This is a genomic window from Conexibacter woesei Iso977N (assembly GCF_000424625.1).
GTDB lineage: Bacteria > Actinomycetota > Thermoleophilia > Solirubrobacterales > Solirubrobacteraceae > Baekduia > Baekduia woesei_A.
In genome coordinates this window covers 78,962-101,010 of sequence record NZ_AUKG01000006.1, presented here as the reverse complement: position 1 = coordinate 101,010, position 22,049 = coordinate 78,962, and the positions used below count along the sequence as shown (strand labels likewise).

Genomic DNA, 22,049 nt, shown 5'->3' with positions numbered 1-22,049 from the left:
CGCGGTGCGTCAGGGGCGGCTGATCGCGCCGGTGAGCGCGTCGATCAGCTGGTGCCGGCGCCTGGCGATCCAGCGGTCGTCGGAGAAGCGGACCTCGGCCTTCGCGAGCCGCTCGGGCGAGTAGCGGCGCCGCGCCCAGGGCGAGCCGGGCTGCGCGAGCCGGACCGCGCCGATCAGCGCGAAGATCGGGACGAACAGGCCGAGCACGCCGAGCAGGATCCGGCCCTTGACGAAGCACAACGCCGCCAGCAGCACGACGAGGCCGACGACGACCGCGGTCCCGGTCACCGAGCCGGGGTCGTCGAGGCCGAACGGGGTGGTCCCCGCGACGACCAGCGCCGCGAACGCGGTCGCGATGATCGTGGCGTCGATCGACCGCCGCCCCTCGTGCTCCCAGTAGACGTCCTGGAGGTGGACCCAGAGCGCGAACTCGTCCATCGTGAAGCCCGCGCCGACGCCGAAGCCGACGGCGGTCAGGTGCGCGAACGCGGTCCCCGGGGTGGCGGCGAAGCCGAGGAAGCCCGACAGCATCATCAGGCAGATGCCCCACACGAGGTGGTGGATGTGGACGTCGCCGCTGCGGACCGCGCCGGGCCACCACGCAACGCTGCGGCTCATCCGCGCGCTGGTCCGGATCGCCAGGAACGAGACGACGAACGCGAGCAGGCACAGGAACGCCGCCGCCGAGCTGTCCCGGCTGCGGTCGCCGAACGGGTCGACGCTGATGAGCGCTGCGTGCATCGCCCTGAAGAGGTAGCAGGTTGCGGCTCAGCGCTCGCCGGGGCGGCGGACGCGCTCGCCGGGCGCGATCGCCGCGCGGGTCACGGCCTCGGCGATCAGGAGGGCCGAGCAGCACTCGACGAGCAGCAGCGCGAGCAGGACGACGAGCTGCGTCGCGGCCGCGCGGGCGGGCGAGGCGCCGCCGAGGATCAGGCCGACGAACGTCCCGGGCAGCGTGACCAGGCCGGCGCTGCGGGTCTGGTCCAGGACCGGGATCAGCCCGCTGGTCACCGCGCGGCGGACGAACGGCGTGATGGCGGCGCGGGCCGGGTCGCCGAGGCAGAGGCGCGCCTCGATCTCGGGCGCGTCGTCGGCGAGGCTCTCGAGCAGGCGGCGGCCGGTGATCGTCGCGGCGGCCATCGCGCCGCCGATCAGGATCCCGGCGGTCGGGACGATCGAGCGCGCCGTGAACGAGAACGCGCCGACGGCGATCGCCAGCGCGGTGGCGGCCAGCGCGGGGAGGCCGATCGCCAGGACCGCGGCGCGGCGCGCGCGGGGGAGCGGGGTGAGGCGGCCGCCGCAGGTGATCCCGGCCGCGGTCAGCATGACCGCGACGAACGCGACCGCCAGCGGCGGGACCGAGAAGACGAGCGCGACCAGCGCCCCGACGGCGGCGAGCTGCACCGCGGCGCGCACGGCGGCGCGGCCGATCGCGGCCGACAGCTGCAGCCCCGCCCAGCGCGCGACGCCCGCGGCGGCGAGCGCGAACCCGGCGCCCGCGGCGACCTGGGTGGCGAGCTGCGTCGTCACAGCTGGTGCTCCACGTCGGCGAAGCGCGCGGACCAGGGGCGGTCGTGGGAGGCGACGAGGATCGCCAGGCCGTCGGCGGCCAGCGCGCGGAGGGTCGCGCCGATGTGGTCGGCGGTCTCGCCGTCGAGCGCGGCGGTCGGCTCGTCGAGCAGCAGGACCTCCGGGCGGCGGGTCAGCGCGCGGGCGATCGCGACGCGGGCGCGCTCGCCGCCCGACAGCTGCTGGGCGTCGCGGCCGGCGAACGCCTCGGCGTCCAGGCCCGCGGCGCGCAGGGCGGCGCCGCGGTCGCCGTCGGAGAGCCCTTGCAGGCCGTAGGCGAGGTTCGCGGCGACCGTCCCCGGCAGCATCACCGGCGTCTGGGCGACGAGCCCGACGCGCCGCCGCAGCTCCGGCGGCGCGAGCGCGCTCGTGTCCTGGTCGCCGAGCCGGACGGTGCCGCGCTCGATCGGGACCAGCCGGACCAGCGCCCGCAGCAGCGTCGACTTCCCCGACCCCGACGGCGCCAGCAGCGCCGTCACCGCGCCGCCGGGCACGTCGACCGAGACGCCGTCCAGGACGGTCCGGTCGCCGAGCACGACGACGAGATCTTGTACATGAAGGGCCACCGGCCCTCCAGACTCCCAGATCGGGCGGCGGGGGCCAGCCGGTGACTCCGGGCAGCACCGATGAGTTCCGGCGGCCGGGCTGGTCTTGAGCGCATGACCACTGATACGCATCCCGGCCGCCAGCTGTTCGTGACCCTCCCCGTGGCCGACGTCGACCGCAGCAGGGCGTTCTTCGCCGAGCTCGGGTTCTCGTTCGACCCGCGGTTCAGCGGCGAGGACGCCGTGTGCATGCTGGTCGGCGAGCAGGTGTCGGTGATGCTCGGGACCCGCGAGCGGGTTGGGGAGCTCTCCAAGCGCCCGCTCGCCGACCCCGCGACGCACGCGCTGGCGCTGTTCTCGTTCAGCGTCGGCACGCGCGAGGAGGTCGACACGGTCGCCGCGACCGCGCTGGCGGCGGGCGGGACCGAGGCCGACGAGGCCGAGGACCACGGCTTCATGTACACCCGCGCCTTCTTCGATCTCGACGGCCACGGCTGGCAGGTCATGTGGATGGCGCCGGCCGAGGCCCAGCAGAAGTAGGGTCTCGCCCATGGCTCAGAGCAACCTCGTCACGTCACTGGCGATCGCGCGGCTCGCGATCGGAGGATCCGCGTTCGCGACGCCGGGGTTGGCGGGGAGGGCGTTCGGGCTCGATCTGGAGGCCAACCCGCAGGCGCCGTACCTCGCGCGGCTGTTCGGCGTGCGCGACGCCGCGCTGGGGGTCGGGATCCTCACGAGCGAGGGCGACGCGCGGCGTCAGTGGGTCCTGATCGGCCTGGGCTGCGACGCCGCCGACGCGGTGGCCGGCCTCGCGGGTGCGCGTGCGGGCTACCTGCCGAAGGTCACCGCGGCGCTCGTCACGGGCGCGGCGGTGAGCGCGATCGCGCTGGGCGCCCTGGCGCTGCGCGACGCCGGCTGAGCCATGGCCAGCCCGATCGTCCGCGAGACCGTCAAGAAGCTGAAGGCGCGGCGGGCGCTGCTGCAGAGGCAGGTCAAGGGGCCGCTGGAGGAGCTGGCGCAGATCGAGGAGGACCTCGTCGCGCTCGGCGCGGCGGCCAGGCCGCGCCGCGCGGGCGGCGCGACGACGCGCCGGCCGGCCGGCGCCAACCAGTCGGCGATCCTGCGCGCGGTCCGCAACGGCGCGACCGAGCCGGGCGAGATCGTCGAGCAGACCGGCCTGGCGCCCGCGTCGGTGAGGTCGGCGGTGACCACGTACACCAACAAGCAGAAGCTCCTGACGCGCGGGCCCAACGGGCTCACGCTCACCAAGGCCGGCCGGACGAAGCTGGCCGAGCTCGAGGCCGCGCGGCAGGGCTAGCGCGCCGGTTCACCCGGTGCGAGTGATGCCGGGCGGCGCGGCGGCGGCGAGAGTGGGGGCATGGCCTGCCTGTTCGGGATCGTCGCGGGGTTCTTCCCGCGTGTCGCGCTGTTCATCGTGTGGATCACGACGGACCTGGTCGACCGGGCCTTCGGGCCGTGGATCCTGCCGTTGTTGGGGTTGATCTTCCTGCCCTTCACGACGTTGATCTACGTGTTGGCGTACTCGCCGGTGATCCACCTCGGCAACGGGCGCTGGTTGTGGGTCGCGCTGGCGTTCGCGTTCGAGCTGGCGGGCTACGCGGGCACGAACCGGGCGCGCGGCGCGCGCTAGTCCAGCGCGTGCAGCGGCGCGCTCACGCGTAGGACGATCCGCGTCTCGGTCTGCGCCGCGCCGGCCTCGCGGCGGATCGCGCGGATCGTGTGGTCGAGGTCGTCGGCGTCGCGGCAGGCGACGCGGACGTGGTAGTCGAAGCGGCCGGTGACGAACGCCAGCTCGCGCACGGCGGGCAGGGCCGAGATCGCCAGCTCGAACTTCTCGGGCGTGGTCTGGCCCTGGAGGCTGACGTCGATGAAGGCGTCCAGGCCGCGGCCGACGCCCTCCGGCGCGACGGTGATCGTGAAGCCGGTGATGACGCCGGCGCGCTCGAGGCGGCGGATCCGGTCGGCCGCACCGTGCGGGCTCAGGCCGACCTCGTCGCCGATCGAGGCGTACGAGGCTCTTCCGTTCTCACGAAGGAGGTTGAGGATCTTGAAGTCTGTGGCGTCGAGGCCTGTGGTTTCCACGGAGCTTTCCCAAGTTCCTTGTGCGACGGGGTGTGAGGAGCGCAGTATTGCGTGAAGTCCCTGGTTCCTGAAGGAGAGAGATCCGTGCGCATTGGCGTCCCCACCGAGATCAAGACCGACGAGTACCGCGTGGCCATCACGCCCGCGGGCGTTCGTGAGCTGGTCGATCGCGGCCATGAAGTCCTGATCCAGCACGACGCCGGCATCGGCTCGGCGATCCCCGACGAGGAGTACGCCGAGCAGGGCGCGCAGATCGTCCCGGACGCGGCGGCCGTCTTCGCCGGCAGCGACATGATCGTCAAGGTCAAGGAGCCGCAGCCGGTCGAGGTCGCGATGCTCGAGCCGCGCCACATCCTCTTCACCTACCTGCACCTCGCGCCCGACGCCGAGTTGACGCAGGGCCTGCGCGATTCCGGCGCGACCTGCATCGCCTACGAGACGGTCACGGACAAGAACGGCCGCCTGCCGCTGCTGGCGCCGATGAGCGAGGTCGCGGGCAAGATCGCGACGCAGGCCGGCGCGTTCATGTTGGAGAAGCCGCTGGGTGGGCGCGGGCTGCTGCTGGGCGGCGTCCCGGGCGTGGCCGCGGGCAAGGTCATGATCATCGGCGCGGGCGTCGTCGGCCTGACCGCCGCGGAGATCGCGCTGGGCATGGGCGCCGAGACCTACGTCTTCGACCGCTCGATCGACCGCCTGCGCGACGTCGACTTCCTGTTGAACAACGCGGCGTCGACGGTGTTCTCCACCACCTTGAACATCGAGAAGCTGCTGCCCGAGGTCGACCTCGTCGTCGGTGCCGTGCTCGTGCACGGCGCGAAGGCGCCGCACGTCATCACGCGCGACCAGCTCAGGTTGATGAAGAAGAACGCGGTGCTCGTGGACGTGTCGATCGACCAGGGCGGCTGCTTCGAGACGTCGCACCCGACGACGCACACGAACCCGACCTACGAGGTTGATGGCGTCACGCACTACTGCGTCGCCAACATGCCGGGCGCGGTGCCGATCACGTCGACCTTCGCGCTGACCAACGCGACGATGCCCTACGTGATCAAGCTCGCCGAGCAGGGCGCCCGCGCGGCGCTGGAGTCCGACCCGGGCTTCCTGGCCGGCCTCAACGTCGCCGCCGGCGAGGTCACCTACGCCCCCGTCGCCGCCGACCAGGGCCTCACCGCGGTCGACCCGGCCGAGGCGCTGGCGAAGGTCCCGGCCGCGGCCTAGCAGCACCACCGGCCTCGGCGTGCGCCGCCCTTCCGGGTGGCGCACGTCCGGTGGCTGCATCAAGATCCCGCGCGTGAACGAGTCCGGGCGGCGGTCGGTGATCTGGTGGGCGGGTGAGCGGGACGGCGTGACGCTGCCGGCGCTCGACCGGGAGGTCGTCGGGACGGTCGCGACGGCGCAGGCCGACGCGGCGCTCGCTGGTGTGGCGCGGCGGGACGGTTTCGGGCTGCTGCTCGAGGGTGAGGCGTGGAAGGCGCAGCTGGGGCCGGGGCATGGGCTGCGGACGGCGAGCTTCGAGGCGCTGGAGTGGGTCCGCGCGGGCGAACGGCATGCGCCGGAGGCGTGGTCGGCGGGCGAGTGCGAGGACTTCGCCGAGGCGTATGTCGATGCGCAGGTCCGGCGCGGCGCGACGCTGCTGGTGACGCCGGGGCATGACGGCGTCGCGCGCCGGGATGTGGAGCTGGCGGAGTTGGCCGCCGAGCATGTGCGGGCGAAGGCGCTGCGTGAGCCGGCCGCTGGCGACGCGCGCGCGGTTCGGCGCGAGTTGTACGCCTCGGTTCGCGTGCGGGTGGACCGTGTCGACGTGGCGGAGCTGGTCGATGCCTACACGTCGGTCGACGTCGATGGCTTCGTCGTGTGGGCGTCCGGCGAGGTCGAGCGGCTGTTGGCGCTGGTCGACGGGCTCGGCGTCGCGACGGGCAGGCCGGTCGTCGTCGCGGGCGCGGGCCCGTTCTGGCAGCTCGCGCTGAGCCGCGGGGCGGCGGGCGCGGTGCATGGTCTCGGCGACGGCGTCTACCACGGCGCGGTCCTCGGGAGCGTCGGGGACGAGGTCACGCTGCGCCGGCTCTTCATGCTGCGCAACTGCGACTGCGGTGCTCACGACGCGAGCACGCCGCCGCGGGGCGACGAGGAGATCCGCGCGCACGACCTCTGGTGGGCGATGAAGGAGGCGCGCTGGGCGTGCCTGCCGGACACCGGCCGCGCGATGTTCACCCTGACGCTGCGCGCCGCCGCCGCGAAGACCAACCGGGAACGGCTGGGCCTCGCGCCGCTGGAGAGCGGCTGGCGCGTCCTCGTCGGCGAGGACGAAGAACGCGCCGAGGACGACGGCGGCGCCTGACCTCGCGTCAGGCGTCCAGCGGCGCCTCGGCGCGCAGGGTGGCGTAGGCCCACTCGGTCATCGTCGTGTCGTCGAGGACGGCGGCCTGCTCCCAGCGGCGGGCCTGGTCGAGGTCGCCGGAGAGGAAGATCTCGGGGCCGCCGGCGGCGGTCAGGAGGTTCGTGAGGCGGGAGGGGAGCCGGATGAGCTCCTCATCGCGGTCGTCGGGCTCGGCGGTCGTCGTCAGCGACCGGAGGTAGAGCGCCGAGGCGTTGTCGAGCGCGGTGTGGACGGTCGCCGCGGACGCGCAGGCGTCGAGCCACTCGACGCCGTCGTGGCAGATCTCCTGCAGCAGCAGGCCGTGCTCGGCCAGCAGGCAGCCCGCGGTCCCGACCGCCAGGCCGAGCTCGGCGGCGGCGTCGCGCAGCAGCTCGCGGCTGGCAGCTGAGACCGGCCAGCGCTCCAGCCGGTCGCTCGGGCGGCCGCGATGCGGGAGCCGCTGGAGGGCGCGCGGCGCCGGTGGATGAAGTTCTAGGACTTGGCCGGATCTCACGTTGTTCATTATTGTCCGCTGTCCGGACAGAATGAGGAACGACGCGCGCCAGCTCATCGCCACGATCTCGGAGGAGGGGACCGACGCCCTCGTCCGTCAGCTCCGCGACGGCGCGCGCACCGAGACCGAGCTGCGCCGCGCGACCGAGCTGAGCCACCGCGGCGCGCACGAGCGCCTCGCGAGGCTGCAGGGACTCGGCGTGATCGAGGAGACGACCCGCACGACGACCGGCCCCGGCCGCCCGCCGCGCGAGTGGAAGCTGACGAACGCGACGGCGATCGATCGCTTCCTCAAGCAGGCCGAGGCGCTCGGCCGCGCGCTGAAGGCGAAGCGCTAGGTGCGGCGGCCGGCGAGGCCGCGGGCGATGGAGGCTGCGGCGCGGGAGACGTGGTCCGCCAGGTCGGTGCGGGATGCGTCGTCCGGCGCGGCGTCGTCGGGGAACGTCAGGGCGACGGCGGCGATGGGGTGGCCGGCGTGATCGATCACGGCGGCGGCGACGGAGGCGAAGCCCTCGGTCACCAACCCGTCTTCGACGGCGTGGCCGCGGCGGCGGGTCTCGGCGAGGGTGCGGGACAGCTCGGTCACCGACTGCGGGCCGCGGCCCTCGCGCAGGACCATCGTCGTCCTGGAGGGGAAGAGCGCCCGGACCTGCGCGGGCGGGAGCGCCGCGAGCATCGCCAGGCCGCTCGCCGTCAACTGCGCGGGGAGGCGGACGCCGACGTCGGTCACCAGGCTCGGCCGCCCGGGCGCCCGCTCCTCGATCACGTACAGGACGTCGCTCCCGTGCAGCACCGCGAAGTGGCCGTTGTGCCCCGTCGCGCCCACGAGCCGTGACAACGCCGGCGCCGCCAGCCACCGCAACGGCTCCTGCCGCGCGTAGGCCGAGCCCAGCTCGAACGCCGCCACGCCGAGCCCGTAGCGCCGCTCCTCCGGCAGGTGGACGACGAACCCCTCCGCGCGCATCGCCCCGAGCAGGTGGTACACCGTCGACCGCGGCAACCCCAGCTCACGCGCGATCGTCGCCGCCGGCGTCGGCGCCGCCTGGCGCGCGAGGAACTGGAGCACTCGCAGGGTCTGCGTGGCGGCGGGGACGTTCGACACCGGACCACTGTCTCAGATCCCAGACACAAGCGCGCCGGATCGCTGGCACACGACGCGCGAGAGGCATCTAATCCCGCCCATGACCAGCCGTGCCTCCGTTCGCGCCCCCCGCGGGACCGAGCTGTCCTGCGTCTCCTGGCCCCAGGAGGCCGCGATGCGCATGTTGATGAACAACCTCGACCCCGAGGTCGCCGAGCGCCCGGAGGACCTCGTCGTCTACGGCGGCACCGGCCGCGCCGCGCGCTCGTGGGAGGCGTTCGACGCGATCGTCCGCACGCTCAAGACCCTGGCCGACGACGAGACGCTGCTCGTGCAGTCCGGCAAGCCCGTCGGCGTCTTCCGCACCTCGGAATGGGCGCCGCGCGTCCTGATCGCCAACTCCAACCTCGTCCCCGACTGGGCCAACTGGGACGAGTTCCGCCGCCTCGAGGCCGAGGGCCTGACCATGTACGGCCAGATGACCGCCGGCTCCTGGATCTACATCGGGACCCAGGGCATCCTGCAGGGCACCTACGAGTGCCTCGCCGAGATCGCCCGCCGCAGGTTCGGCGGCACGCTGGCCGGGACGATCACGCTGACCGCCGGCCTCGGCGGCATGGGCGGCGCGCAGCCGCTGGCGGTCACGCTCAACGAGGGCGTCGCGCTGTGCGTCGAAGTTGATGCACAACGCCTGAAGCGCCGCATCGACGAGCGCTACCTCGACGAGCGCGCCGACGATCTGAACGACGCCGTCGAGCGCTGTCGCGCCGCGGCGCGCGACAGGCGCCCCCTCTCCGTCGGCGTCGTCGGCAACGCCGCGACCATGTTCCAGCAGTTGCTCGACATGGGCTTCGAGGCCGACATCGTCACCGACCAGACCAGCGCCCACGACCCGCTCGACGGCTACGTCCCCGACACCACCGACGACGCCGACGCCCTGCGCGCCGAGGACCCCGAGGAGTACGTCAAGCGCGCCCGCCGCTCGATGGCCGCCCACTGCGCCGCGATGGTCGGCTTCAAGGACGCCGGCGCCGAGGTCTTCGACTACGGCAACTCGCTGCGCGCCGAGGCCAAGCTCGGCGGCTTCGAGCGCGCGTTCGACTACCCCGGCTTCGTCCCCGCCTACATCCGCCCGCTGTTCGCCGAGGGCAAGGGCCCGTTCCGCTGGGTCGCGCTCTCCGGCGATCCCGCCGACATCGCCGCGACCGACCGCGCGGTCCTGGAGGAGTTCCCGGACGACGAGCCGCTCGCGCGCTGGATCGCGGCCGCCGGCGAGCACGTCGCCTTCCAGGGCCTGCCCGCCCGGATCTGCTGGCTCGGCTACGGCGAGCGCCACCGCCTCGCGTTGCGCTTCAACAGGATGGTCGCCGACGGCGAGCTCAAGGCGCCGATCGTGATCGGCCGCGACCACCTCGACTCCGGCTCGGTCGCCTCGCCCTACCGCGAGACCGAGGGCATGAGGGACGGCTCGGACGCGATCGCCGACTGGCCGCTGCTCAACGCGCTGACCGCGGCGTCGTCGGGCGCGACGTGGGTGTCGATCCACCACGGCGGCGGCGTCGGCATCGGCCGCTCGATCCACAGCGGGATCGTGATCGTCGCCGACGGCACCGAGCTCGCCGCCCAGAAGCTGGAGCGCGCGCTGACCAACGACCCCGGGATGGGCGTCATCCGCCACGCCGACGCGGGCTACGACCGGGCGATCGAGGTCGCGGCCGAGCGCGGCGTCCGGATCCCGATGCAGGAGTCCTAGGTGGCGGTCCTGCCGATCGTCCAGGTCGGGCACCCGGTCCTGCGCGAGCGCGCGCGGGAGGTGTCGGCGGAGGAGCTGGCGTCTGACGCGTTCCAGCAGTTCATCGACGACTTGGTGGACACGATGCGGGACGCGGGCGGCGCGGGCCTGGCCGCCAACCAGGTCGGCGACACGCGCCGCGTCGCGGTGATCGAGGTGCGGCAGCCGCACCCGCGCTACCCGTACAAGCCGGAGATCCCGCTGACGGTGATCGTCAACCCCGTGCTCACCCCGATCGGTGACGAGCGCTTCGCGATCAACGAGGGCTGCCTGTCGGTCCCGGACCTGCGCGGCGACGTCGAGCGCTTCGTGACGGTGCGCGCGCAGTGGCTGGACCGCGACGGCGTCGCGCACGACGAGGAGCGCCGCGGCCTGACCGCGGGGACGTTCCAGCACGAGGTCGACCACCTCGACGGCGTCATGTTCCTGGACCGCGTGCGCGACCCGGCGACGTTCTCGACGTGGGCGGAGTTCGACGCGCACCGGCGCGCGGACTTCGTGAAGCGGGCCGAGGCGCTGGTGGAGCGGGTGGGATCGTGAGCGCGCAGCGGTACTGGTGCGAGCGGGCGTGGGTCGACGGGGCGGTGACCGACGGTGTTGTGCTGGACGTCGATGGCGGCGTGCTCGCCAGGGTCGCGGCGGGGGCGAGGGAGGCCGGCGACGAGGTCCTGCGCGGCCTGACGATCCCGGGGCTGGCGAACGCCCACTCGCACGCGTTCCAGCGCGCGCTGCGCGGCCACACGCAGACCGGCACCGGCTCGTTCTGGACCTGGCGCGAGCAGATGTACGCCTTGGCCACGCGCCTGGACCCGGACCAGCTGCACGCGATCGCCCGCGCCGCGTTCGCCGAGATGGCGCTGGCGGGCGTGACGGTCGTCGGCGAGTTCCACTACGTCCACCACGCGCCCGACGGCACGCCCTACGCCGACCCCAACGAGACCGGGCGGGCGATGATCGCCGCGGCCGCCGAGGCGGGGATCCGGATCACGCTGCTCGACACGTGCTACCTGCACGGCGGGGTGGACCGCTTCCGCGACGCGGACGTCCACGGGTGGGCCGAGCGCGTCGATGGGCTGAAGGACGATGACAACGTGCGCGTTGGCGCGGCGATCCACTCGATCCGGGCGGTCGAGCCGGACGAGGCCGCGGTCGTCGGCGCGTGGGCGGCCGGGCGGCCGCTGCACGCGCACGTCTCCGAGCAGCCGCGGGAGAACGCGGAGTGCCTGGAGCGGTACGGTGCGACGCCGGCCGCGCTGCTGCCGGTCGCCGAGAACTTCACCGCCGTGCACGCGACCCACCTGACCGATGAGGACGTCGAACGACTTTCCGTGGGGACGATCTGCCTCTGCCCGACGACCGAGCGCGACCTCGCCGACGGCGTCGGCCCGGCTCGCCGGCTCGCCGGCGCGGGCGCGCGGCTGTCCGTCGGCAGCGACTCGCACACGGTGATCGACCTGTTCGAGGAGGCGCGCGCGATCGAGCTCGACGAACGCCTGGTGACCGGCGTCCGCGGCCATCACCGCGCCTCCGAGCTGCTCGACGCCGCGACCCGCGGCGGCTACGCCTGCCTCGGCTGGCCCGACGGCGGCCGCCTCGCGACCGGCGCCCTGGCCGACTTCGTGACCGTCGCAACCGACACCATCCGCACCGCCGGAACCCCACCGGAGGCGCTGGTCTTCAGCGCGACGGCCGCCGACGTCCGCGAGCTCGTCGTCGCCGGCCGCCGCGTCGTCCGCGACGGCCGCCACACCACCATCGACGTCGCCCGCGAGCTGACGGAGGCGATCGCGCGATGACCCACCCGATGAGGCGCACGAGGACGCGCGGCCCGGCCAGGCGGGGCGGCGGCGCGAGGAAGCGCTCGCTGGTGATCGAGAACATCGGGTTGCTCGTTACGCAGGATCCGGAGCTGGGTGAGCGGCGGGATGTGGCGGTGGTCGTCGAAGATGGTGTGGTTGCTGCGATCGTCGATGGGGCGTCCGGCGTTGCTGCTGATGAGCGGTTGGATGCCGGTGGGCGGTGTGTGGTTCCGGGGTTCGTGGATTCGCATACGCATCTGGTCTTCGCGGGCGACCGGGGTGAGGAGTTCGCGGCGCGGATGGCGGGGGCGCCGTATGCGGCGGGTGGCATTGGTGTTACGACTGCCGCTACGCGGGCCGCGAGCACCGAGGAGCTCGTCGCGCTGGCGCAGGCGCGGAAGGTGGAGGCGTGGCGGTGTGGGATCACGCATCTGGAGATCAAGTCGGGTTATGGGCTCGATGTCGAGGGGGAGCGGCGGCTGTGTGAGGCCGCGAGCGCGCTGACGGATGACGTCACGTTCCTGGGCGCGCATCTGGTGCCGAAGGAGTGGGAGCAGGATCCGGATGGATATGTCGATCTGGTCTGCGGCGAGATGCTCGCCGCATGCGCGCCGTTCGCGAAGTGGATCGATGTCTTCTGCGAGGAGGGGGCGTTCGACGCCGACCAGTCGCGGCGTGTCCTCGAAGCGGGGCGCGAGGCCGGCCTCGGCCTCCGCGTGCATGGCAATCAACTTGGCTACGGCGAGGGCGTGCGGCTGGCGTGCGAGCTGGGTGCGGCGTCGGTCGATCACTGCACCTACCTGACCGATGCGGATGTGGAGGCGCTCGCGGGGAGTGACACGGTGGCGACCCTGCTGCCCGCCACCGACTTCTCCACCCGCCAGCCCTACCCGGACGCGCGCCGCCTGCTCGACGCCGGCGCGCACGTCGCCGTCGCGACGAACACCAACCCGGGGTCGAGCTACACGCAGTCGATGGCGTTCTGCCTCGCGCTCGCCGTCCGCGACATGCACATGACGGTCGATGAGGCGCTCGCCGCCGCGACGACCGGGGGTGCCAAAGCGCTCCAGCGCACCGACCTCGGCCACCTCGGGATCGGCGCCCGCGGCGACGCGGTCGTCCTCGACGCGCCGTCGCCGACGCACCTCGTCTACCGCCCGGGGATGGACCTCGTCGCGGCCACGATCTCAGGCGGCGAGGTCGTCCACTCCCGCTACCAGGGCGAGGGCTTGTAGTCCTTCAGGAACACGCCGTGGAGGTCCTCGCCCGCCTCGCCGCGGACGATCGGGTCGTAGACACGCGCCGCGCCGTCGACCAGGTCCAGCGGCGAGTGGAAGCCATCGTCCGCCAGCCGCATCTTCGTCGGGTGCGGCCGCTCGTCGGTGATCCAGCCGGTGTCGACGGCGGTCATCAGGATCCCGTCGGTCAGCAGCTCGGTCGCGCTCGTGCGCGTCAGCATGTTCAGCGCCGCCTTGGCCATGTTCGTGTGCGGGTGGCCGGGACCCTTGTAGCCGCGCGCGAACTGGCCCTCCATCGCCGACACGTTGACCACGTAGGTCCGCCGCGCGGGCGAGGCGGCGAGCGCAGGCCGCAGCCGGCTGATCAGGATGAACGGCGCGGTCTGGTTGCAGAGCTGGACCTCGAGCAGCTCGACCGGATCGACCTCGCCGACCACCTGGCTCCACGAGTTGTGCGCGTGCAGGTCCGGGATCAGCCCGCCCGCGTCGATCGCGGTCCCCGCCGCGACCCGCTCCGGCGAGTCCGACCCGGACGTCAGCGCCAGCGCGGCGAGCGCGTGCGGCGTCGGCGCCCAGTGGTCCCCATCGCCGAGCGCAGCGCCGCCGGCAGCGGCCGTCCCGTCACGCCCGAGCGTCACGATCTCCGGCAGCGGCCCCTCCGGCAACGGCACCTGCGCGGTCGCCGCCAGGTGCGCGTAGGCCGCGGGCGACCGCCTCACGGTCTGGGCCGCGTTGTTGATGAGGATGTCCAGGTGCCCCTGCGCGGCGACGTCGTCGGCCAGCGCGATCACCTGCCCGGGATCGCGCATGTCGAGCCCGACGATCCGCAGCCGGTGCAGCCACTCGCCGCTGTCCTCCATCGCCGCGAAGCGCCGCACCGCGTCGTTCGGGAACCGCGTCGTGATCGTCGTGTGCGCGCCGTCGCGCAGCAGCCGCAACGCGATGTACATCCCGATCTTCGCGCGCCCGCCCGTCAACAGCGCTCGGCGCCCCGTCAGGTCGGTCCGCGCGTCGCGCCGCGCATGGTTCTCGGCCGCGCAGTCGGGGCAGAGCTGGTGGTAGAACGCGTCGACCTCGACGTAGCGCTGCTTGCAGACGTAGCAGCCCCGCGCGCGCCGCAGCGTTCCCGCGCGCGTGCCGGAGACGACGCTGGACGTCAGAGCCAGCCCGCGCGTCTCGTCGTCCACGCGTCCCGGCGCGCCGGTCGCCGTCGCGGCCGTCACCGCGTCGTCGTGGCGGCGCTCCTCCGAGCGCCGCTCGGCGCGCCGCTGCTCCTTGACCGCCTTGAACAGGCGGCCGACGGCGCGGCGCACCGCCACCGCGTCGGGGTGCTCGCTGGGGAGCTGCTCGACCTCGGCCAGGACGCGGAGCGCGTCGGCGAGGCGGTCGGGGGCGATGCCATCCATGTCGCGCAACAGCGTAGAGCGATGCGCGCGCCGCGCTCGCTAGCGTCCCGTGCGACCGATGTCCCTCGCCGACGCGCTTCCCCAGACCGCCAGCCCCGACGCGCTCTTCGACGCGTTCACCGAATGGGCCATCTCCCAGGGCCTGAGCCTCTACCCGCATCAGGAGGAGGCGGCGATCGAGCTGTTCAGCGACAACAACGTCGTGCTCGCCACGCCGACCGGCTCGGGCAAGTCGATGGTCGCGATCGCCGCGCACTTCGCGGCGCTCGCCCAGGACCGCCGGACGTTCTACACCGCGCCGATCAAGGCCCTGGTGTCCGAGAAGTTCTTCGCGCTGTGCGCGGTCTTCGGCGCCGAGAACGTGGGGATGCTGACCGGCGACGCCTCGGTCAACCCGAACGCGCCGATCATCTGCTGCACGGCCGAGGTGCTCGCGAACATCGCGCTGCGCGAGGGCAGCGGCGCCGACGCCGGCCAGGTCGTGATGGACGAGTTCCACTTCTACGCCGACGGCCAGCGCGGCTGGGCCTGGCAGGTCCCGCTGCTGAGCCTGCCCCAGGCGCAGTTCCTGCTGATGTCGGCCACGCTCGGCGACGTGCGTGAGATCGCGACCGACCTCACGCGTCGCACCGGACGCGAGACCGTCACGATCGACGACGCCCAGCGCCCGGTCCCGCTGACCTACTCCTGGTCGCTGGACCCGCTGCACGAGAAGCTCGAGGAGCTCGTCTCGATCGACCAGGCGCCGGTCTACGTCGTGCACTTCACCCAGGCCGCGGCGCTGGAGCGCGCGCAGTCGCTGCTCTCCGCCAAGCTCTGCACGCGCGAGGAGCGCGACGCGATCGCGCGCGAGATCGGCGCCTTCCGCTTCACCGCCGGCTTCGGCCGCACGCTCTCCAAGCTCGTCCGGGCGGGCATCGGCGTCCACCACGCCGGGATGCTCCCGCGCTACCGCCGCCTCGTCGAGCAGCTCGCGCAGACCGGGTTGTTGAAGGTCATCTGCGGGACCGACACGCTCGGCGTCGGGATCAACGTCCCGATCCGCACGGTCCTCTTCACCGGCCTGGCGAAGTTCGACGGGACCCGGCAGCGCCTCCTGAAGGCGCGCGAGTTCCACCAGATCGCGGGCCGCGCCGGGCGCGCCGGGTTCGACACGTCCGGCTACGTCGTCGTCCAGGCGCCCGAGCACGTGATCGAGCGCACGCGCGCGCTCGCCAAGGCCGGCGACGACCCCAGGAAGCGCCGCAGGGTCCAGACCCGCAAGCCGCCCGAGGGCGAGGTCGGCTGGACCGAGGAGACGTTCGAGCGCCTGCGCGACGCGGTCCCGGAGGCGCTCGTCTCGCGCATGCGGGTCGACCACGCGATGATCCTCAACGTCGTCAACCAGCCCGCCGACCCGGTCGAGACGATGCGCGCGTTGATGGAGGACAACCACGAGGACGAGCGCGGCCGCACGCGCCTGTCCGAGCAGGCCCAGGCGCTGGGGACCGAGCTGCTCGACGCGGGCGTCATCGAGTGGCTGCCCGCGCCCGACCCCGACGGCCGCACGCTCCAGCTCGCCGTCGACCTGCAGGAGAACTTCGCGCTCAACCAGCCGCTGGCGTCGTTCGCGCTCTCGGCCTTCGAGCTGATCGACCCGGAGTCCGAGTCCTACGCCTACGACGTCCTGTCGGTCGTCGAGGCGATCCTCGACGACCCGTTCCCGGTGCTCAGCGCCCAGGCGTTCAAGGCGCGCGGCGAGGCGGTCGCCGAGATGAAGGCCGAGGGCATCGAGTACGACGAGCGCATGGAGCTGCTGGAGGAGGTCACCTACCCCAAGCCGCTCGACGAGCCACTGCGCGAGGCGCTCGGGATCTTCCGCGAGACGCACCCGTGGGTGCGCGACTCCGACCTGTCGCCGAAGTCGGTCGTGCGCGACATGTACGAGTGGGGGCGGACGTTCACCGAGTTCGTCGCCTACTACGGGCTCGCGCGCTCCGAGGGGCTGGTGCTGCGGTACTTGAGCAACGCCTACCGCGCGCTGCGCCAGACCGTGCCGGAGGCGATCCGGACCGACGAGCTGGACGACATCATCGACTGGCTGGGGGAGACGGTCCGGCAGACCGACTCGAGCCTTTTGGATGAATGGGAGGCTTTGACCGATCCGGAAGCCGTCGCGCGGGCGGTCGCCGCGCAGGAGGCGGGCGAGGGCCCGCCGCCGCCGCGGCCGATCACCGCCAACGTGCGCGCGTTCACCGTGATGGTGCGCAACGCGATGTTCCAGAAGGTCGCGCTGGCCGCGCGCGACCGCTACGGTGACCTGGCCGAGCTGGACGCCGCGGCGGGGGCGCTGACCGACCCGCCGACGCGCGTGACGATGAACGTCGGCGACTGGGAGGACGCGCTCGGCGCCTACTGGGACGAGCACGAGTCGATGGGCTCGGGCCCGGACGCGCGCTCGCCGCGGCTGCTGCTGATCGACCGCGATCCGGCCGACGCGGAGGACGGGCGTCGCGTCTGGAGCGCGCGGCAGATCGTCGACGACCCCGAGGGCCACCACGATTGGGCGATCGTGGCGACCGTCGACCTCGACGCCTCCGACGCGGCGGGCGAGCCGGTCATCCACACCATGTCGTTCTCGTCGGCGGCGTTCCCGGACTAGGAGCGCCGCGTGACCAGCGGCGCCAGCGCCGTGCGGGCGAACGCCCGGATCTCGTCGTCGTCGCGCAGGTCGATCCGGCGGCTGGGGATCAGCAGGTAGCTGAGCGTCAGCCGGACGAGCGCGTCGGCGAGCAGGTCGGCGTCGCTCTGCGGGATCTTGCCGCGGCGCTGCCCGGACCGCAGTCGCTGCGCGACGAAGTCGGTCCCGATCTCGAACGCGGACGGCTCGCCCGCGCGCAGCGCGTCGACCAGCGCCTGGGACTCCATCCGGGCCAGGCGGTCGAGCAGCGGGTGGGTCGTGAAGTAGCGCACGACGAAGAAGAACGCCTCGACGACGCTGGTCGCGGGGTCGCTCGTGGCGGCGATCGCCGCGCGCAGCTGGGCCAGGAAGCGCTGGGTCTCGCGCGCGAGCAGGCGCTCGACCACGGCGTCCTTGGTCTTGAAGCGGCGGAACACGGTGGCGCGGCCGACGCCGGCGCGGGCGGCGATGTCGTCGATGCTCGTGCGCCCGGCGCCGAAGGCGCTGATCAGCTCCAGCGCGGCGTCGAGGATGCGGTCGTCGATCGCGGCCTCGTCGCCCGCGGCGGCGGGGTGCGCGAGCGCGCGGGCGAGCGCGGGGCCCAGCGTGGGGTCGGTCGTGGCCACGCGTCCGAGTCTAACGGCTGCCGGAGACGGTGATACCCAAACCGTCTTTGCAGTATCGTCGCGCCGCATGGACGGTCAACCCGATCAGGCCTGCCGCGCGACGATCGAGACCGGTGCGCCGGTCGCGGCCGCACGCGCCGCGCTGGGCGACCTCGCGCTGATCCCGGAGTGGATGACGACGCACGGCGGCTGGCGCGGCACGCCGCCCGGCGCGGCCACCGAGGGCACGGTCTTCATCCAGCAGGTGATGTTGATGGGGATCCCGGCCGATGTCGAGTGGACGGTGTCGAGCGCCGAGGACGCCGGCGTGGTCCTGTCGGGCGTGGGGCCGATGGGGCTGACGTTCGTGTTCGACATGACGGTCGAGGACGCGGGCGACGGCGGGTCGCGGATCGCGATCGGCGCGGAGCTGCGCGGCGATCCGGTCAAGGGCCCGATGGGCGCGTCGATCGCGCGTGGCCTGGAGGACGGGCTGCAGGAGTCGCTGGAGCGGCTGGCCGCGCTGCTGGCCGGCGGCGCGGGCGGCGCGGGCGCGGGGGAGTCCGGCAGTGCCGTCCTCCATGTCGCCTCCGGGCGCCGCCTGGACCCGTCGACGCCGGTGATCGTCGGCGCCGGGCAGCTCGCCCAGCGCGAGCCCGACGCGACGCGCGACCCGGCCGCGCTGGCCGCGGCGGCGCTGCAGCGCGCCGAGGAGGACTCCGGGAGCACGGGCCTGCTCGCCCAGGCCGACGCGGTCTACGCGGTCGCCAGCGCCTCGTGGCCCTACCGCGACATGGCAGCGCTGGTCGGCGAGCGGGTCGGCGCGCAGCCGCGCGAGACCGTCCAGTCGGCGCGCTTCGGCGGCAACGCCGGCCAGCTCCTGGTCAACGAGGCCGCGCAGGCGATCGCCGACGGCGACGCGACGGTCGTGCTCGTCTGCGGCGCGGAGGCCGGCGCGACGCTGGCCGCCGTCCAGCGCGCGGGCGACGGCACGCCCGCCTGGCCCGAGCAGCCCGCGGGCACCCGCCCGGACCGCGTGCTCGGCAGCGAGCGCGAGGCCAACCACCGCGCCGAGGGCGCCGCCGGGCTCGGCGCGCCGGTCTACATGTACGCGTTGATCGAGTCCGCGGTGCGAGCGGCCAACGGCGCGACGCGCGAGGAGCACGACGCGGCGATCGCGCAGCTGTGGGCCGGCCTCTCGGAGATCGGCGCGACCAACGAGCACGCCTGGCAGCCGCAGGCCTTCACCGCGCAGCAGCTCGCAACGGTCGCGGAGTCCAACCGGATGGTCTCGACGCCGTACCGCAAGCTGATGTGCGCGAACCTCCAGGTCGACCTCGCCAGCGGCCTGATCCTCACCAGCGTCGCGGCGGCGCAGGCCGCGGGCGTCCCGCAGGAGCGGTGGGTGTTCCCGCACGCGGGCGCCGCCGCCGACGACGAGTGGTTCGTCGCCGAGCGCGGCGCGCTGGCCGCCTCGCCCGCGATCCGGACGATCGGCGCCGCGGCGCTGGACCACGCGGGCGTCGCGATCGACCAGGTCGACCACGTCGACCTCTACTCCTGCTTCCCGGCGGCGGTCCAGATCGCGGCGGCCGAGCTGGGCCTCCCGGTCGGCGACCCGGACCGGCCGCTGTCGCTGACCGGCGGGCTGACGTTCGCGGGCGGGCCGGGCAACAACTACGGCGGCCACGCGATCGCGACGATGGTCCAGCGGCTGCGCGACGAGCCGCAGGCCCGCGGCCTGACGACGTCGCTGGGCTGGTACCTGACCAAGCACGCGATCGGGATCTACTCCGCGACGCCGCCGGAGCGGCCGTTTCACTCGCTGCACCCGGTCGTCGCGCCGGAGCACACGCGCCCCGTCGCCGAGGAGCACGACGGGCCTGCGGTCGTCGAGGCCTACACGGTCCAGTACGGTCGCGACGGTGAGCCCGAAGCGGCGATCATCAGCGCGATCACGCCGACCGGCGCCCGGGCGCTCGTCCGCAGCCGCCAGCCGGACGTGCTCGCCGATGCGGTCGCCCACGACATCCTCGGCTGGACGGCCGACGTGAGCGGCGCCGACACGATCGCCTTCACGCAGCGCGCCGCCGCGCCGCTGCCCGGCCCGCCGCCGCCGAGCGTGCTCGTCGAGGACCGCGGGCCGGTCCGGATCATCACGCTCAACCGCCCGCACCGCCGCAACGCGATCGACCTCGCGACCGCGCAGCTGCTGGAGCGCGTGATCGACGCGTTCGAGGCCGACCCGGCCGTGACCGTCGCGATCCTCACCGGCGCCGAGGGCAGCTTCTGCGCGGGCATGGACCTGAAGGCGGCGGCCGCCGGCCAGTTCCCGATCACCGAGCGGCGCGGGCCGCTGGGGATGACGCGGATGCCGATCGCCAAGCCCGTGATCGCCGCCGTCGAGGGGCACGCGCTCGCGGGCGGCTGCGAGCTGGCGCTGACCGCCGACCTGATCGTCGCCGCGCGCGACTCGTCGTTCGGGATCCCGGAGCCCAAGCGCGGCCTCGTCGCCGCGGCGGGCGGCGTGCTGCGCCTCGCGCAGCGGCTGCCGCGCGCGGTCGCGACCGAGCTCGCGCTCACCGGCGCGCCGATGAGCGCCGAGAAGCTCGCGGGCTTCGGGCTCGTCAACCGGCTCGCCGAGCCCGGCCACGCGCTCGACGTCGCGCTGCAGCTGGCCGCCGAGATCGCGGTCAACGCGCCGCTGTCGCTGCTGGCCAGCAAGCAGATCATCGCCGCGGCGCCCGACTGGAGCACCGAGGAGGCGTTCCAGCGCCAGGCCGAGGTCGCAGGCGCGGCGATGGCCTCCCAGGACGCGCAGGAGGGCATGCGCGCGTTCGTCGAGAAGCGCGAGCCCGTGTGGCAGGGCCGATGAGCCCGTCGGTCGCCGTCATCGGGACCGGCTTCGGCGGCCTGGCCGCGGTGATCGAGCTCAAGCGCCGCGGCTTCGACGACATCGTCGTCCTGGAGAAGGCCGACGGCGTCGGCGGCACCTGGCGCGAGAACACCTACCCGGGCGCGGCGTGCGACGTCCCGTCGCCGTTCTACTCCTACTCGTTCGAGCCCAACCCGCACTGGCCGAACCGCTTCTCGCGCCAGCCGGCGATCCTCGAGTACATCAACAAGGTCGCCGACACCTATGACATCCGGCGCCACGTGCGCTTCGGGACCGAGGTCACCGGCGCGGACTTCGACGCGGTGACCGGGAGGTGGACGGTCGCGGTCAGCAGCGGCGAGCCGGTCGTCGCCGACGTGCTCGTCTCCGCGGTCGGCCAGCTCTCGAGGCCCTCGATCCCGGACCTCCCGGGGCTGGAGACGTTCGCGGGCCCCGCGTTCCACTCCGCGACCTGGGACCACGACGTCGACCTCACCGGCAAGCGCGTCGCGGTGATCGGGACCGGCGCCAGCGCCGTCCAGTTCGTCCCGCAGATCCAGCCGCGGGTCGGGCGTATGACGGTCTTCCAGCGCTCGGCGCCTTACGTCATCCCGCGCCCGGACCGCGAGTTCGGCCGCTGGCACCACCGCCTGTTCGAGCGCGTGCCCGCGACCGAGCTGGCCGAGCGCGCCACCTGGTACGGCCTCGTCGAGGGCCTGAGCGTCGCGTGGGTCTACGCGAGGCCGCTGGCCGCGGCGCTCCGGGCGTGGTCGAAGCGGCACATGAGGCGCGGGACGAGGGCGAAGCCCGGGCTGTTCGAGCGGGTCTGGCCCGACTACGCGATCGGCTGCAGGCGGATCCTGTTCTCCGACGACTACCTGCCGGCGCTCGCCGCGCCGAACGTCGAGCTCGTCACCCAGCCGGTGACCGCGGTCACGCCGCGCGGCGTCGTCACCGCCGACGGGACCGAGCACCCGGCCGACGTGCTGATCTGGGGAACGGGCTTCAACGTTCAGGACTTCCTCGCGCCGATGGCGATCACCGGCGCGGGCGGCGTCGCGCTCCAGGACCAGTGGCGCGACGGGGCGCGCGCCTACTACGGCATGACCGTCCCGAACTTCCCCAACCTGTTCGTGTTGTACGGCCCGAACACCAACACCGGCGGCGGGTCGATCATCTACTTCCTCGAGGCCCAGGCCGCCTACCTCGGCGACTACGTCTCCCACCTCGCGGCGACCGGCCGGCCGCTGGCGGTCAAGCCCGCGGTCGAACAGGCCTACGACGAGCGGATCCAGGAACAGCTGCGCGGCAGCGTCTGGAGCCGCTGCACCTCCTGGTACCGCCAGGCCGACGGCCGCATCACCGCCAACTGGCCGCTGCTCGGCGCCCAGTACCGCAGGCAGGCGCGCTTCGACGCCGCCGACTACGAGCCGGCCGGCACCGCCGGCTAGGCCGCTGCGCGCCCATCGGGACCGCCGATGCACGGCGTCGGCTCTTCCCATTGAGCC

Annotated in this window: 22 protein-coding genes; 14 read left to right on the top strand and 8 right to left on the bottom strand. The window is 73.6% G+C overall.

All coding sequences use genetic code 11. The features are described from left to right. Positions 1-9: 9 nt before the first annotated feature. From H030_RS35800 to H030_RS35790, 3 genes are read right to left on the bottom strand one after another with little or no spacing between them, the layout of a single operon-like run. Positions 10-741, bottom strand: a complete 732-nt coding sequence (locus H030_RS35800) for a hypothetical protein (protein WP_081691234.1) — start codon at positions 739-741, stop codon at positions 10-12. A 27-nt stretch (positions 742-768) separates the two neighbouring features. Continuing rightward, a complete protein-coding gene (locus H030_RS35795; protein WP_035130438.1) occupies positions 769-1,530 on the bottom strand; it encodes an ABC transporter permease in 762 nt (253 codons plus the stop codon). Then, positions 1,527-2,135, bottom strand: a complete 609-nt coding sequence (locus tag H030_RS35790) for an ABC transporter ATP-binding protein (protein WP_196809299.1) — start codon at positions 2,133-2,135, stop codon at positions 1,527-1,529. Before H030_RS35790 ends, H030_RS35795 begins: the two co-directional genes overlap by 4 nt. A gap of 93 nt (positions 2,136-2,228) precedes the next feature. Between H030_RS35790 and H030_RS0127670 the strand changes: the two genes are divergently transcribed. The 4 genes from H030_RS0127670 to H030_RS0127655 are packed head-to-tail and all read left to right on the top strand — an operon-like array spanning position 2,229 to position 3,765. Next, the gene (locus H030_RS0127670) at positions 2,229-2,654 is read left to right on the top strand and encodes a VOC family protein (RefSeq protein ID WP_027008521.1); all 426 of its coding nucleotides are present in this window, start codon (positions 2,229-2,231) and stop codon (positions 2,652-2,654) included. Between the two features lie 10 nt (positions 2,655-2,664). Continuing rightward, on the top strand, positions 2,665-3,033 hold the full coding sequence (locus tag H030_RS38050; protein WP_051223854.1) for a hypothetical protein: 369 nt from the start codon (positions 2,665-2,667) through the stop codon (positions 3,031-3,033). Between the two features lie 3 nt (positions 3,034-3,036). Then, a complete protein-coding gene (locus H030_RS0127660) occupies positions 3,037-3,432 on the top strand; it encodes a hypothetical protein (RefSeq protein WP_027008520.1) in 396 nt (131 codons plus the stop codon). Positions 3,433-3,492: 60 nt separating this feature from the next. Continuing rightward, complete coding sequence (locus H030_RS0127655; RefSeq protein ID WP_035130436.1) at positions 3,493-3,765, top strand: hypothetical protein; 273 nt, start codon at positions 3,493-3,495, stop codon at positions 3,763-3,765. Here H030_RS0127655 and H030_RS0127650 read toward each other — a convergent pair. Continuing rightward, positions 3,762-4,217, bottom strand: coding sequence for an Lrp/AsnC family transcriptional regulator (locus H030_RS0127650; protein WP_027008518.1), 456 nt, complete (start codon positions 4,215-4,217; stop codon positions 3,762-3,764). The two genes, H030_RS0127655 and H030_RS0127650, sit on opposite strands and share 4 nt — an antisense overlap. An 84-nt stretch (positions 4,218-4,301) precedes the next feature. On the opposite strand from H030_RS0127650, the gene ald reads away from it, so the two are divergent. Both ald and H030_RS0127640 read left to right on the top strand, forming a co-directional pair. Further along, the gene (gene ald / locus H030_RS0127645) at positions 4,302-5,435 is read left to right on the top strand and encodes an alanine dehydrogenase (protein ID WP_027008517.1); all 1,134 of its coding nucleotides are present in this window, start codon (positions 4,302-4,304) and stop codon (positions 5,433-5,435) included. Between the two features lie 19 nt (positions 5,436-5,454). Beyond that, positions 5,455-6,555 carry a hypothetical protein gene (locus H030_RS0127640; RefSeq protein WP_155892323.1) on the top strand — a complete coding sequence of 367 codons (1,101 nt, stop codon included), beginning with the start codon at positions 5,455-5,457 and terminating at the stop codon, positions 6,553-6,555. A 7-nt stretch (positions 6,556-6,562) separates the two neighbouring features. Here H030_RS0127640 and H030_RS0127635 read toward each other — a convergent pair whose 3' ends face one another. Continuing rightward, on the bottom strand, positions 6,563-7,087 hold the full coding sequence (locus tag H030_RS0127635) for a hypothetical protein (protein WP_155892322.1): 525 nt from the start codon (positions 7,085-7,087) through the stop codon (positions 6,563-6,565). A gap of 31 nt (positions 7,088-7,118) precedes the next feature. Between H030_RS0127635 and H030_RS0127630 the strand changes: the two genes are divergently transcribed. Next, positions 7,119-7,424 (top strand): hypothetical protein, encoded by a 306-nt coding sequence (locus H030_RS0127630; protein WP_027008514.1) that lies wholly within the window; start codon positions 7,119-7,121, stop codon positions 7,422-7,424. Here H030_RS0127630 and H030_RS0127625 read toward each other — a convergent pair. After that, positions 7,421-8,188 (bottom strand): IclR family transcriptional regulator, encoded by a 768-nt coding sequence (locus H030_RS0127625; protein ID WP_027008513.1) that lies wholly within the window; start codon positions 8,186-8,188, stop codon positions 7,421-7,423. The genes H030_RS0127630 and H030_RS0127625 overlap by 4 nt on opposite strands. Before the next feature lie 79 nt (positions 8,189-8,267). On the opposite strand from H030_RS0127625, the gene hutU reads away from it, so the two are divergent. Genes hutU through hutI form a run of 4 tightly spaced genes read left to right on the top strand, consistent with a single transcriptional unit; the run spans position 8,268 to position 12,993 of the window. Then, positions 8,268-9,920 carry a urocanate hydratase gene (hutU, locus tag H030_RS0127620; protein ID WP_027008512.1) on the top strand — a complete coding sequence of 551 codons (1,653 nt, stop codon included), beginning with the start codon at positions 8,268-8,270 and terminating at the stop codon, positions 9,918-9,920. Then, positions 9,921-10,499: a peptide deformylase gene (gene def / locus H030_RS0127615; RefSeq protein WP_027008511.1), complete on the top strand. Its 579-nt coding sequence runs from the start codon at positions 9,921-9,923 to the stop codon at positions 10,497-10,499. After that, positions 10,496-11,755 carry a formimidoylglutamate deiminase gene (locus H030_RS0127610; protein ID WP_035130431.1) on the top strand — a complete coding sequence of 420 codons (1,260 nt, stop codon included), beginning with the start codon at positions 10,496-10,498 and terminating at the stop codon, positions 11,753-11,755. Before def ends, H030_RS0127610 begins: the two co-directional genes overlap by 4 nt. 8 nt (positions 11,756-11,763) lie before the next feature. Next, a complete protein-coding gene (gene hutI, locus H030_RS0127605; RefSeq protein ID WP_051223875.1) occupies positions 11,764-12,993 on the top strand; it encodes an imidazolonepropionase in 1,230 nt (409 codons plus the stop codon). Here the strand turns inward: hutI and H030_RS0127600 are convergent. After that, positions 12,972-14,402, bottom strand: coding sequence for an SDR family NAD(P)-dependent oxidoreductase (locus H030_RS0127600; protein ID WP_035130428.1), 1,431 nt, complete (start codon positions 14,400-14,402; stop codon positions 12,972-12,974). The two genes, hutI and H030_RS0127600, sit on opposite strands and share 22 nt — an antisense overlap. Positions 14,403-14,460: 58 nt before the next feature. Between H030_RS0127600 and H030_RS0127595 the strand changes: the two genes are divergently transcribed. Next, entirely contained in the window at positions 14,461-17,043 is a 2,583-nt protein-coding gene (locus H030_RS0127595; RefSeq protein WP_027008507.1) for a DEAD/DEAH box helicase, read from the top strand. Here H030_RS0127595 and H030_RS0127590 read toward each other — a convergent pair. After that, the gene (locus H030_RS0127590) at positions 17,040-17,687 is read right to left on the bottom strand and encodes a TetR/AcrR family transcriptional regulator (RefSeq protein ID WP_027008506.1); all 648 of its coding nucleotides are present in this window, start codon (positions 17,685-17,687) and stop codon (positions 17,040-17,042) included. The genes H030_RS0127595 and H030_RS0127590 overlap by 4 nt on opposite strands. Positions 17,688-17,754: 67 nt before the next feature. Here H030_RS0127590 and H030_RS35780 point away from each other — a divergent pair, with 67 nt between their 5' ends. Both H030_RS35780 and H030_RS0127580 read left to right on the top strand, forming a co-directional pair. Then, positions 17,755-20,541 carry a crotonase/enoyl-CoA hydratase family protein gene (locus H030_RS35780; RefSeq protein WP_035130426.1) on the top strand — a complete coding sequence of 929 codons (2,787 nt, stop codon included), beginning with the start codon at positions 17,755-17,757 and terminating at the stop codon, positions 20,539-20,541. After that, positions 20,538-21,992: a flavin-containing monooxygenase gene (locus tag H030_RS0127580; protein ID WP_027008505.1), complete on the top strand. Its 1,455-nt coding sequence runs from the start codon at positions 20,538-20,540 to the stop codon at positions 21,990-21,992. The genes H030_RS35780 and H030_RS0127580 overlap by 4 nt, the downstream gene beginning before the upstream one ends. The last annotated feature ends 57 nt before the right edge of the window (positions 21,993-22,049 follow it).